The organism is Micromonospora sp. NPDC005203, assembly GCF_042872705.1.
In the GTDB taxonomy this organism is placed as follows: domain Bacteria; phylum Actinomycetota; class Actinomycetes; order Mycobacteriales; family Micromonosporaceae; genus Micromonospora.
Genome location: NZ_JBIAKV010000004.1, coordinates 253,086 through 264,422, shown reverse-complemented (window position 1 = coordinate 264,422; position 11,337 = coordinate 253,086). Strand labels below are relative to the sequence as shown.

10 protein-coding genes are annotated in these 11,337 nt (G+C 72.3%); 6 read left to right on the top strand and 4 right to left on the bottom strand.

Annotated elements, in window-relative coordinates:
* Positions 1–17 precede the first annotated feature (17 nt).
* The 4 genes from ACFYPM_RS12965 to ACFYPM_RS12950 are packed head-to-tail and all read left to right on the top strand — an operon-like array spanning position 18 to position 3,994.
* On the top strand, positions 18–1,058 hold the full coding sequence (locus ACFYPM_RS12965; protein ID WP_387195049.1) for a FecCD family ABC transporter permease: 1,041 nt from the start codon (positions 18–20) through the stop codon (positions 1,056–1,058).
* Positions 1,055–2,164 (top strand): FecCD family ABC transporter permease, encoded by a 1,110-nt coding sequence (locus ACFYPM_RS12960; protein ID WP_387195046.1) that lies wholly within the window; start codon positions 1,055–1,057, stop codon positions 2,162–2,164. Before ACFYPM_RS12965 ends, ACFYPM_RS12960 begins: the two co-directional genes overlap by 4 nt.
* Positions 2,165–2,183: 19 nt before the next feature.
* Complete coding sequence (locus ACFYPM_RS12955) at positions 2,184–3,047, top strand: ABC transporter ATP-binding protein (protein WP_387195043.1); 864 nt, start codon at positions 2,184–2,186, stop codon at positions 3,045–3,047.
* Positions 3,047–3,994, top strand: a complete 948-nt coding sequence (locus ACFYPM_RS12950) for an ABC transporter substrate-binding protein (RefSeq protein ID WP_387195040.1) — start codon at positions 3,047–3,049, stop codon at positions 3,992–3,994. Before ACFYPM_RS12955 ends, ACFYPM_RS12950 begins: the two co-directional genes overlap by 1 nt.
* 121 nt (positions 3,995–4,115) lie before the next feature.
* Here ACFYPM_RS12950 and ACFYPM_RS12945 read toward each other — a convergent pair whose 3' ends face one another.
* Together ACFYPM_RS12945 and ACFYPM_RS12940 are read right to left on the bottom strand one after the other, a co-directional pair.
* On the bottom strand, positions 4,116–5,018 hold the full coding sequence (locus ACFYPM_RS12945; RefSeq protein ID WP_387195037.1) for an endonuclease domain-containing protein: 903 nt from the start codon (positions 5,016–5,018) through the stop codon (positions 4,116–4,118).
* A 271-nt stretch (positions 5,019–5,289) separates the two neighbouring features.
* Positions 5,290–5,934 carry a hypothetical protein gene (locus tag ACFYPM_RS12940; protein WP_387195034.1) on the bottom strand — a complete coding sequence of 215 codons (645 nt, stop codon included), beginning with the start codon at positions 5,932–5,934 and terminating at the stop codon, positions 5,290–5,292.
* Between the two features lie 168 nt (positions 5,935–6,102).
* Here ACFYPM_RS12940 and ACFYPM_RS12935 point away from each other — a divergent pair, with 168 nt between their 5' ends.
* Positions 6,103–7,242 carry an acyltransferase family protein gene (locus ACFYPM_RS12935; protein WP_387195031.1) on the top strand — a complete coding sequence of 380 codons (1,140 nt, stop codon included), beginning with the start codon at positions 6,103–6,105 and terminating at the stop codon, positions 7,240–7,242.
* Here ACFYPM_RS12935 and ACFYPM_RS12930 read toward each other — a convergent pair.
* Together ACFYPM_RS12930 and trmB are read right to left on the bottom strand one after the other, a co-directional pair.
* Positions 7,220–9,733: a DEAD/DEAH box helicase gene (locus ACFYPM_RS12930; RefSeq protein WP_387195028.1), complete on the bottom strand. Its 2,514-nt coding sequence runs from the start codon at positions 9,731–9,733 to the stop codon at positions 7,220–7,222. The two genes, ACFYPM_RS12935 and ACFYPM_RS12930, sit on opposite strands and share 23 nt — an antisense overlap.
* A gap of 103 nt (positions 9,734–9,836) precedes the next feature.
* Positions 9,837–10,466: a tRNA (guanosine(46)-N7)-methyltransferase TrmB gene (gene trmB / locus ACFYPM_RS12925; protein ID WP_387195451.1), complete on the bottom strand. Its 630-nt coding sequence runs from the start codon at positions 10,464–10,466 to the stop codon at positions 9,837–9,839.
* 208 nt (positions 10,467–10,674) lie between these two features.
* On the opposite strand from trmB, the gene ACFYPM_RS12920 reads away from it, so the two are divergent.
* Positions 10,675–11,334 (top strand): hypothetical protein, encoded by a 660-nt coding sequence (locus ACFYPM_RS12920; RefSeq protein WP_387195448.1) that lies wholly within the window; start codon positions 10,675–10,677, stop codon positions 11,332–11,334.
* Positions 11,335–11,337 lie beyond the last annotated feature (3 nt).

Below are 11,337 nucleotides of genomic sequence, written 5' to 3'. Positions count from 1 at the left end.
GATCGTGCAGGAGATTCGTGACCGCCCTCGCCAGCCGGCCGACCCGGAGTCCGGCCAGCACCCGCACCGGGCGCCGGGTGGCTGTCACCGTCGGGGCCGCCCTGGTGTTGTTGCTCGCCGTGCTGGCCAGCTTCGCGCTCGGCAGTCGGGACCTCGGCGTCGACCAGGTCTGGCACGCCCTCGTGGCACCGGACGGCGGCGAGGCCAGCACCATCGTGCGCGAGTTGCGGATGCCGCGTACCGCGCTCGGCCTCGCCGTCGGTCTCGCCCTCGCGGTGGCCGGCGTGTTGTTCCAGGCGCTCACCCGCAACCCGCTCGCCGAGCCGCGCATCCTCGGCATCAGCGCGGGCGCGTCGTTCGGTGTGGTGCTCGCCATCTCCGTCTTCGGCGTCAGCACGCTCGCCGGGTACGTCTGGTTCGGCATCGCCGGGGCACTGATCGCCGGGCTGCTGGTCTTCGCCATCGCCACCCACGCCCGCGAGGGCGCCAGCCCGGTCACCCTCGCGCTTGTCGGCGCGGCCCTCGACGCCAGCCTGGCCTCCGGGGTGTACGCGCTGCTCAGCATCGACGCCCGCACCTTCGAGGAGTACCGGTTCTGGGTGGTCGGCGGGCTGGCCGGCCGCGACCTCTCGGTCGCCGCGCAGGTGCTGCCCTTCGTCCTCGCCGGGCTGGTGCTCGCCGCCCTGGTGGCCCGGGGCCTGGACGCGCTGGCCCTCGGCGACGACGTGGCCCGCGGCCTCGGCCACCGCATCGGCCTGGTCCGCCTCGGCGGTGGCCTCGCCGCCGTGCTGCTGACCGGCGCGGCGGTGGCGGCAGCCGGACCGGTCGCCTTCGTCGGGCTGGCCGTGCCGCACCTGGCCCGCGCCCTGGTCGGCGCGGACCACCGCTGGACCCTCGCCGTCTCCGCCCTGCTCGGCCCGGCGCTGCTGCTCGGCGCCGACGTCGTCGGCCGGCTCGTCGCCCCACCCGGCGAGATACCGGCCGGGATCGTCACCGCGCTGATCGGGGCGCCGCTGCTGGCCGTCCTGGTCCGCCGCGCCCGGGTGGTGACCGCGTGACCACCACCCAGCGCCCCGCGGGCTCGCCCGCCCCGGCCGGCGTGTCACCCACCACGTCACCCACCAACGGCGATGCCCGGCTGGTCGGCCGGTCGCTGCTGCGGCTCGGCCCGGTCAGCCTGGTGATCCGCCGTCGCGCGCTGCTGGTTGCCGCCGTGCTGACCGTGCTGCTCCTGCTGACCGTCGTGCTCAGCCTCTCCCTGGGCACCCCGTACGTCGCCCCGGCCGACGTGTTGCGCGCCCTCGCCGGCTCCGGAACCCCGTACGACCTCGTGGTCTTTGATCTTCGGTTGCCGCGGGTCGTGCTGGCGGCGACGGCCGGCGCGGCCTTCGGCATCGCCGGCACCCTGATCCAGAGCGTGGCCCGCAACCCGCTCGCCAGCCCGGACGTCATCGGCATCACCCAGGGCGCCGGTCTTGCCGCGACGGTGGCCCTGACCAGCGGCATGGCGGCGGTGCTGGTGGCACCCACCGCGCTGGTGGGCGGGCTGCTCGCGGCGGTGCTGCTGTTCGCCCTGGGCGCCCGGCACGGGCTGGCCGCGCAGCGGTTCGTCCTCGCCGGCGTGGCGGTGGCGTTCGCCTTCCGGGCACTGACCGAGGTGGTCATGCTCACCGCCGACCCGATCGACGGGCTGCGCGCGCAGATCTGGCTGATCGGCACCCTGGCCGGCAAGGGCTGGACCGAGGCCGCCTGGATCGCCGGCACCCTGCTGGTGCTGCTGCCGGTGCTGGCCTGGGCCGGTTGGGCGCTGAACAGCACCGCCCTGGACGACGACACCGCCCGCGGCGTCGGGCTGCGTCCGGTGGCCCGCCGGATCGGCCTGGCCGGCGCCGGCGTCCTCGTCGCCGCGATGGTCACCGCCCAGGTCGGCGCGGTCGACTTCGTCGCGCTGGTCGCGCCCCAGGTGGCCCGTCGACTGGTCCGCGCCGAACGGCCACCGCTGGTCTGCGCCGCGCTGCTCGGCGCGCTGCTGCTGGTGCTGGCCGACCTGGCCGGCCGACGCCTGCTCGCACCCACCCAACTGCCCGCCGGTGTGCTGACCGCCGCGATCGGCGGCCCGTACCTGATCTTCCTGCTGCTGCGCGGACGGCGGCGGTCGTCGTGACGCCTCAAGGAGTCGTGTGATGCTCTCCACCCGCGACCTGGTCGCCGGCTACGACGAGCGGACCGTGCTCGACGGCCTCGACCTGGATCTGCCCGCCGACGCGTTCACCGTGATCGTCGGCCCGAACGCGTGCGGTAAGTCCACCCTGTTGCGCACCATGGCCCGGCTGCTCAGCCCGCGCCGGGGCACGGTCCTGCTGGACGGCACCGCGATCCGCGAGCTGCCTACCCGGGAGGTGGCCCGCCGCCTCGGCGTCCTGCCGCAGAGCCCGCTGGTGCCCGAGGGCGTCACCGTGGCTGACCTGGTCGGGCGCGGCCGGCAGCCCTACCAGCGTTGGTGGCGGCAGTGGTCGCCGGAGGACGGCGCGGCCGTCGACCAGGCGATGACCCTGGCCGACGTGACCGACCTGGCCCACCGGCCGGTGGACAGCCTCTCCGGCGGGCAGCGGCAGCGGGTGTGGATCGCCATGACGCTGGCCCAGGACACCGACGCCCTGCTGCTGGACGAGCCGACCACCTTCCTCGACCTGGCCCACCAGGTGGAGGTGCTGGATCTCCTGCACCGGCTACGGGTCGAGCGGGGCCGCACCGTGGTCGCCGTGCTGCACGACCTGAACCAGGCCGCCCGCTACGCCGACCACCTGGTCGCGATGCGCGACGGTGCCGTGGTGGCCGCCGGAGGGCCCCGGGAGATCCTCACCGCCGACCTGGTCCGCGACGTCTTCGGGCTGGCCTGCGTGGTCGTGCCCTGCCCGGTCACCGGCGCGCCGCTGGTGGTGCCCGCCTACACCGGCGGCAACTCCGCCCCCGTACCGGTGACCCGACCCGTTACCGGCGATGCGGCCAACCCGCTAGCCGACTCGTACCCCTCGAAAGGACTCTGATGCGTCGTCTCGTCGTCGCTCTCGCCGCGACCGTCACCCTCGGCGTCGGTCTCACCGCCTGCGGTGCGAGCGACCCGGTCGCCGGCTCCACCACCGGGGACACCCGGGAGATCACCCACGCCATGGGCACCACCAAGGTCCCGGCCGAGCCCAAGCGTGTCGTCGTGCTCGACACCGACAAGATCGACACAGCGCTCTCGCTGGGCGTCACGCCCGTCGGCGCCGCCACGGCCGGTGAGGCCAAGAGCTGGCCGACCTACTTCGGCGCGGACAGGCTCGCCAGCATCAAGACGGTCGGGGTGCTCGCCGAGCCCGACCTGGAGGCGATCAACGCACTCAAGCCCGACCTCATCCTCGGCAGCAAGTTCCGCCAGGAGAAGTTCTACGACGAACTGTCCGCCATCGCGCCGACCGTGTTCACCGACAAGGTGGGCATCACCTGGAAGGACAACTTCCTCCTCGACGGCCGGGCGCTCGGGCGTGAGCAGCAGGCCAAGGACCTGCTCGGCGCGTACGAGAAGCGGGCCAAGGACTTCGGCGCCACCCTCGGCGACGCCGCCGCCCGCAAGGTGTCGATCGTGCGGTTCCTGCCCGGCAACATCCGGGTGTACGGCCCGGACTCCTTCTCCGGCATCGTCCTCGGCGACGCCGGGCTCGGACGCCCTGAGCGGCAGTTGCTCGCCAACAAGGAGGACAAGCGCTTCGACCTGGTCAGCCCCGAGCGGGTCAACGAGGTCGACGGTGACGTCATCTTCGTGACCGCGTACGGCGACAAGGCCGCCGCCGAGCAGGCCAAGGTCGCGGGCGGGACCCTCTGGAAGGGCCTCAGCGCCGTCAAGGCCGGCAAGGCGTACGCCGTCTCCGACGAGGTCTGGATGACCGGCATCGGCGTCGGCGCCGCCAACAAGATCCTCGACGACCTGGCCAGGTACCTCCCCGCCGCCTGACGAGCCCGCCCCGGCGACGGGCGCTCGGCACGCCCTCCCGCTCATGATCGTGCTCGATCCATGAAGTAGTGGTCTCCCTCGACGGCGAGGCCACTACTTTCATGTTCGAGCGCGATCACGGTCACCGGGGGAAGCGGGAGCGGGCCCGTAGCGCCGTTCGGACCTCGGCCAGGAACCCGTCGAAGTCGTCCCGGAGGCGCTTGGCGGTCACGTGCAGCACGATCCAGTCGCCACCGAGCAGGCGGTTGAGGCGTTTGCGGTCCCGATGGAACTGTTCGGGGTCGTCGTGCCAGAGCCCGTCGTACTCCACCGCTACCTTGAACCGCGGCCAGGCGAGGTCGAGCCGGGCCACGAACCGGCCCTGCTCGGCAACGACCCACTGCGTCTCCGGTCTCGGCAGGCCGGCGAGCACGAGCCGCACCCGTGTGCGGGACTCCTGGGGGGACTCCGCGCCCGCGTCGGCCAGCTCGACAGCGCGTAGCAGCGGCCGCCAGCCGCGCCGACCGGCCCGACCCAGCGCGTACTCGCGCAGGGCTGGCACGGTCGTCAGCCTGCTGGCCAGCATGGCGTCGATGACGACCACCGCCTCGATCACGTCGAGCCAACGGGCCAGGTCCCAGCAGGTACGCGCCGGGCTGGTCACGCTGACCCCGGCCCGGTCCACGATGTCGGCGGGGTCGGTCTCTTCGTGGTGCACCCGGATGCCGGCGGTCGGGCCGATCCGGGTGGCGGCGGGAACGAGGACGTCGACCGGCTCGGCGGCGTCCGGCTTCGTGCAGCCGTACAGGCCGGCGGCCGCACGCCCCGCGACGGCCGCACCGGGCGGGACCAACAACCGTCCGACGGCGGCGCATCTGATGGTGTGGGTGACGGTGACCTGGGCGTCGGCGTAGACGTCGCGAAAGAGCGGCCGCCACGCCGAGCTGCGGAGGTCGTTGCGGGTCAGCAGGCCCCGCGAGACGGCGGTCGAGCCACGGAAGACCCGACCTCGCAACTGCGGCGGCCGACGAGGAGCTTTCGGCATGGGTCTCAGGCTGACCGAAACCCCTGCCGGCGCGCTGCCCCTGTGGATAACCACCGTCACCGCGCCGCCGTCGGCGCCGCAGGGTTATCCCCATGATCGTGCTCGAACATGGGTGTAGTGGCCTCCCGGACGGCGGAGGCCACTACATCAAGGATCGAGCACGATCATGCCCGGCGACGGCGACGGCGACGGCGACGGCGACGGCGACGGCGACGGCGACGGCGGCGGCGGCGTCGGCGGCGTCGGCGGCGTCGGGTTAGGCGGCGTCGGGTTAGGCGGCGGTGGACCAGATCGCGCGGAAGGCGGCGGCTTCGCCGGACAGCCAATGTTCGATCTGGTCGGGCTTGGCGTTGCCGGGCATGCGGTGGGCCTGACCACGGCGGACGTCGACCAGGACCGGCTCGCCGTGCGGGAGCACCGCGTCCATGTGACGGGCCATCAGGTGCAGGGTGGCGAGCACCGACTCCTCGCTCGGTGGGCTCTCGTCGAAGTGCAGGCGGACCGCTTCGGCGCGACCGTCGGCGTGGCGTACCCCGAAGTGGGGGTTGATCTTGACGGGCAGGTCGCCCAGCATGGCCAGGGCGTCGCGGGTCTGGGCGAGATCCATGGCGGCCGGCTCGCCGAGGGAGTGCAGCCAGGCCATGGCCCCGGGGACGAGCGCCTGGTAGAGCGGGCGCCAGCGTGGCTTGACCACGTCGACCACCCCGGTCAGGTGGGTGCCGCCGGTGTGGAAGGCGATGTCGGCCTTGAGCGCCTTGACGAACTGACCGTGCGGGTTGAAGCCGGACCGGTTGGCGCGCTGCTTGCGCAGCCCGCCCACGAAGGTCGCCTTGGTGGGGCCGGTGCGGTCGACGTAGCGGGTGAATCCGAGCAGTGTGGCGTAGGGGGTGAGGGGCATGGAGGTGGGCGCGGTCACGGGCGTCCTCCCAGGTCAGGATCTTTATTAGTACATACATTCTAATCGACGGGTCTGACATTGCCCAGCGAAAGTGTGGCCCCTCGTGCCCTCGAAAGTGCCGGATCCGCGCCGGATTTTTGTCACTGATTAAAAGCGTATGACCGGTATGGAACGTTATTGTGCTCTGTGGCCAATACCTGGGCACCCACGGTGCTCAACCCCCGGCGCGGTGCGGCGACGCGGTTCGTCCGACCCGGCGGCTCTGCACCGGACCGGAACCGCTACCTGGACCTGCTGCGGACGCTGGCACTGCTCCGGGTCGTGATCTACCACGTCACCGGCTGGATCTGGCTGAGCCTGCTGGTGCCGGCCATGGGGCTGATGTTCGGCATCGCCGGCTCGTTGATGGCGGCGTCACTGGATCGGTACGGCCCGAGGGCGGTGGTGCGGCGACTGCGCCGGCTGCTGCTGCCGTTCTGGGCGTTCGGCGCGATCACCCTGATCGTGCTGTCCGGCGGGTGGCGGCCGCTGCCGTCCGGCCTGTCCGGCTGGGGCGAACTGCTCTGGTGGGTCCTGCCCCTGCGGGTGCCGCCGGTGGTCGGACCGTCCTGGGCGTGGGCCTTTCAGATCGGGCTCTGGTACATCGTCACCTACCTGTGGCTGGTGCTGCTCTCGCCGGCCCTGCTGTGGGCGTTCCGCCGTTGGCCCTGGCCCAGCATCGCGGTGGCCACCGCGATGCCGGTAGGGATGCACCTCGCCGCAGTAGATGCCGGCTACTTCGTCGCCGCCTACCTGTCGTGCTGGCTGCTGGGCTTCGCCCACCACGATCGACTGCTGCACCGCGTGCCCTGGCGCTGGTACGGCTGCCTCGTCGCCGTCCTGGCCGGAGCCGGCGGGACGTGGGTCGTGACCGCCATCGTGACGGGCCGGGCCGCCGACCTCAACCACATCGCGGGCGGCACCACGCTGTGGTCGATGGCCCTCGTCGCCGTGCTGCTGAGGATCCGGCCCCGACTCGTCGGCCCGTCGACCCTGCGGAGGATCCTCCAGGTGGTCAACGCGCGCGCGGTCACCATCTACCTCTGGCACATCCCGGCCAGTCTCGGGATGTTCCTGCTGCTCGCCCCGCTGCTTCCGTACAACTCGGCCGCCTCCGTCACGCTGCGGCTGACCGGGGTGTGCCTACTGACCGCCGGAGCGGTGCTGCTGTTCGGCTGGATCGAGGACGTGGCCGCCCGGCGTACGCCGGCGCTCCTGCGCCCCGGGCTGGTCCGCCCCCGACGGGCCGTCGAGGGCGGAAACGTCAGAGCTGGCCGACGTCCGTGATCCGGACGACCGCGGCGCCGACCTCGTCGGAGGCCACCAGGTCGATCTCGGCGCTGATGCCCCAGTCGTGGTCGCCGTTGGGGTCGTCAAAGCTCTGCCGGACGGTCCACCGCTCCCGCCCCTGCTCGATCATGAGCAGTGCCGGCCCACGCGCGTCGGGACCGACGCCGATCGAGTCGTACTCCTCGAAGTACGGCGCGAGCGCGTCGGCCCACGCGTCGTAGTCCCAACCGTCGCCGCCGTCCAACTCGGCGAGCAGGTCCCAGCGACGCAGCGCGGCCAGCTCCACCCGGCGGAACAGCGCGTTGCGCACCAGCACCCGGAACGCCCGCGCGTTGCGGGTCACCGCGGGCGGCCGGTCGGTCAGGGAGGCGTGCGCCAGGGCCACCTCGGCCACGTCCGACGGGTTGCGCAGCCGCTCCCACTCGTCGATCAGGCTGGAGTCGACCTGGCGGACCAGCTCACCCAACCACTCGATGAGGTCGATCAGTTCCTCGGTCTTGGCGTCCTCGGGCACGGTCTGGCGCAGCGTCTTGTACGCGTCGGCCAGGTAGCGCAGGACCAGGCCCTCCGAGCGGGTCAGTCCGTAGAACTGCACGTACTCGGTGAAGGTCATCGCCCGCTCGAACATGTCGCGGACGACGGCCTTGGGGGAGAGCTGGTGGTCGGCGACCCACGGGTGGCCCTGCCGGTACATCTCGTACGCGGCCTCCAGCAGCTCCGCCAGGGGCTTCGGGTGGGTCACGTCGTCGAGCAGTTCCAGGCGGGCCTCGTACTCGATGCCCTCGGCCTTCATCGCGGCGACCGCCTCGCCGCGCGCCTTGAACTGCTGCGCGGACAGGATCTGCCGGGGGTCGTCGAGGATCGACTCAATCACGCTCAGCACGTCGAGCGCGTACGACGGGGACTCGGCGTCGAGCAGCTCGATGGTGGCCAGCGCGAGGGGGGAGAGCGGCTGGTTGAGCGCGAAGTCGAGCTGGAGGTCGACGGTGAGCCGGATCCGCCGGCCGGTCTCGTCCGGCTCGGGCAGCTCCTCCACGACCCCACCGGCGCGCAACGCCCGGTAGATGGCGATCGCCCGGCGGATGTGCCGGCGCTGGGCGGTGGGCTCCTCGTGGTTGTCGGTGAGCAGGTGCCGCATCGCGGTGAACGCGTCCCCGGGCCGGCCGATGACGTTGAGCAGCATCGAGTGACTGACCTGGAAGCTGGAGGTCAGCGGCTCCGGCTCGGCGTCGACGAGTCGGTCGAAGGTGGGCTGGCCCCAACCGATCGAGCCCTCCGGCGGCTTCTTGCGGACCACCTTGCGCCGCTTCTTCGGGTCGTCGCCGGCCTTGGCGAGGGCCTTGGAGTTGTCGATGACGTGCTCGGGGGCCTGCACCACGACCCGGCCGATGGTGTCGTAGCCGGCACGACCGGCCCGTCCGGCGATCTGGTGGAACTCCCGGTTCTTGAGCAGCCGGGTGCGGACCCCGTCGTACTTGGACAGGCCGGTGAACAGCACCGTCCGGATCGGCACGTTGATGCCGACGCCGAGGGTGTCGGTGCCGCAGATGACCTTGAGCAGGCCGGCCTGGGCGAGGGTCTCCACCAGGCGGCGGTACTTGGGCAGCATGCCGGCGTGGTGTACGCCGATGCCGTGCCGGACCAGCCGGGAGAGCGTCTTGCCGAAGCCGGAGGTGAACCGGAAGGCACCGATCGCCTCGGCGATCATGTCCTTCTCGGCCCGGGAGCAGACGTTGACGCTCATCAGCGCCTGGGCGCGTTCCAGTGCGGCGACCTGGGTGAAGTGCACCACGTACACCGGGGCCTGCTTGGTCTCCAGCAGCTCCTCAAGTGTCTCGTGCAGCGGCGTCATGGCGTACGAGAAGATCAGCGGGACCGGCCGCTCCGCCGTGCGTACGACGGCGGTCGCCCGCCCGGTACGCCGGGTCAGGTCGTCGACGAACCGGGTGGTGTCCCCCAGGGTGGCGGACATCAGGATGAACTGGGCCTGCGGCAGCTCGATGATCGGCACCTGCCAGGCCCAGCCCCGGTCGGGCTCGGCGTAGAAGTGGAACTCGTCCATGATCACCTGGCCGACGTCGGCCTTCGTGCCCTCGCGCAGCGCCAGGTTGGCCAGGATCTCCGCCGTGCAGCAGATGATCGGGGCGTCGGCGTTGACGCTGGCGTCGCCGGTGAGCATGCCGACGTTCTCGGCGCCGAAGACCTCGCAGAGCGCGAAGAACTTCTCCGACACCAGGGCCTTGATCGGCGCGGTGTAGAAGGTCGTCCGGCTGTCGGCGAGGGCTGCGAAGTGCGCGGCGATGGCCACCAGGCTCTTACCCGAGCCGGTGGGCGTGTTCATGATCAGGTTGGCGCCGGAGACGATCTCGATGACCGCCTCCTCCTGATGGGGGTAGAGGTCGAGGCCGCGCTCCTTCGCCCAGCCGGCGAACGCGTCGAACAGGGTGTCGGGGTCGGCGCTTGTCGGCAGCGCGGCGGTGAGCGTCATATCCCCTCCATGGTGCCTGGATCATGCCCCGCTACGCCAACCCGGCGTCCACCGGACCCCCGTCCGGGCCGGTGGGTGCGGGTCGGCAGGACGGGCGAGCGCGTCACCGTCGGCGGTAGAGCAGGTCGGCCACCGGTCGGCCGGCCGTGATCGCCCGCCGCTCGAACTTCGTCACCGGCCGGTGCGCCGGACGCGGCGCGAAGCCGCCGTACGCGTCCACCAGCTCCGGGTCCGCGTCGAGGGTCTCCCGCATCGCCTCGGCGTACTCGGCCCAGTCGGTCGCGCAGTGCAGCGTGCCGCCGGGCCGCAGCCGGGACCGCAGCAGCGCCACGTGCGCCGGCTGGATGATCCGCCGCTTGTGGTGGCGGGACTTCGGCCACGGGTCCGGGAAGAAGATGTGCACCGCGTCCAACGCGCCCTCGGTCAGGCCGTTGACCAGGGACAACGCGTCGCCCTGCGCCACCCGCACGTTGCGCAGGCCGCCGCGCTCCACCAGGTCGAGCAGGTTGGCGATTCCCGGCGTGTGCACCTCGACCGCCAGATAATCTCGATCCGGGTCGGCGGCAGCCATCGCGGCGGTGCTGTCACCCATGCCCGAACCGATCTCCAGCACCACCGGCGCCCGACGACCGAACAGGTCGGCCAGGTTGACGGGCGCGACCGGTCCGTCCGGAACATCCAGGCCGTACGCGGGCCAGAGCCGGCTCAGCGCATCGGTCTGCCGGTCGCTCATCCGACCCCGGCGGGGGTGGAACGTTCGGATCGTCCGGCTCACGGGCGGGACGGCGGGGTCGTGCTCGGTGGCGGTCACAGCCCAACGAGCGTACGCGACCTCGCCAGCGAATCGGATGTGATGTGCGACCGGAAATGAGAGGATCCAACTGGTACGGCAGGTCGGGTGCTCCGCTGCCCGACCCGGCCGCCCGGCGTCGAGAGGGGGCATCGTGACAGTGACCCGCGGCGGCGTCACCCTGTCGGTGCTGACCGTTCTCGCCGGCCCCCTGCTCGCCTCCCCTCCCGCGTTCGCGGCTCCCGCGCCTGTCGCCTCGGTGCTCGCCGCTCCCGCGCCGGCGGCCTCGGTGCTGGCCGCTCCCGCGCCGGCGGCCTCGGTGCTGGCCGCTCCCGCGCCGCAGCCCGAAGGCCCACCGGGTGGCGCGCCCCAGCCGACGCCGATCGACATCTTCGTCGAGGTGAGCCCCAGCACGGTGCAGCCCGGCTACCTGGTCGGGATCCGGGCCAGTTGCCAGGACAACTCGGTGGGCGCCACCGTCGTCTCCGACGCCTTCGGCGCGGTCGGCGTCCAGCCGCAGGGTGGGGTGCTCACCGCCGCGCCGATGGTGCGGGAGCGCACCCGCCCCGGCAACTACCGGGTCAAGCTGGAATGCCGCGACGGCGAGACCGCCTCGACCATGCTCCAGGTGGTGAAGAAGGTCCCGGCCCACCCGAGTCGCGGCCCCGCCACCGGCTTCGGTGGCGGGGCCGGTGGCGTGACCGGCAAACTGCTGCTGCCCGTCGGCGCGGCGTTGACGGTCACCGGCCTGATCCTCGCCGTGCTGGCGCTGCGCCGACCACGTGCCGCCCGTGGCATCGGACTGCACTGACCG

What these genes read in the sequence shown, in the direction of transcription:
- ACFYPM_RS12955 (WP_387195043.1), top strand. Translation starts at nt 2,184, where the DNA reads ATGCTCTCCACCCGCGACCTGGTCGCCGGCTACGACGAGCGGACCGTG.
- ACFYPM_RS12950 (WP_387195040.1), top strand. Translation starts at nt 3,047, where the DNA reads ATGCGTCGTCTCGTCGTCGCTCTCGCCGCGACCGTCACCCTCGGCGTC.
- ACFYPM_RS12945 (WP_387195037.1), bottom strand. Translation starts at nt 5,018, where the DNA reads ATGCCGAAAGCTCCTCGTCGGCCGCCGCAGTTGCGAGGTCGGGTCTTC.
- ACFYPM_RS12930 (WP_387195028.1), bottom strand. Translation starts at nt 9,733, where the DNA reads ATGACGCTCACCGCCGCGCTGCCGACAAGCGCCGACCCCGACACCCTG.
- trmB (WP_387195451.1), bottom strand. Translation starts at nt 10,466, where the DNA reads ATGAGCGACCGGCAGACCGATGCGCTGAGCCGGCTCTGGCCCGCGTAC.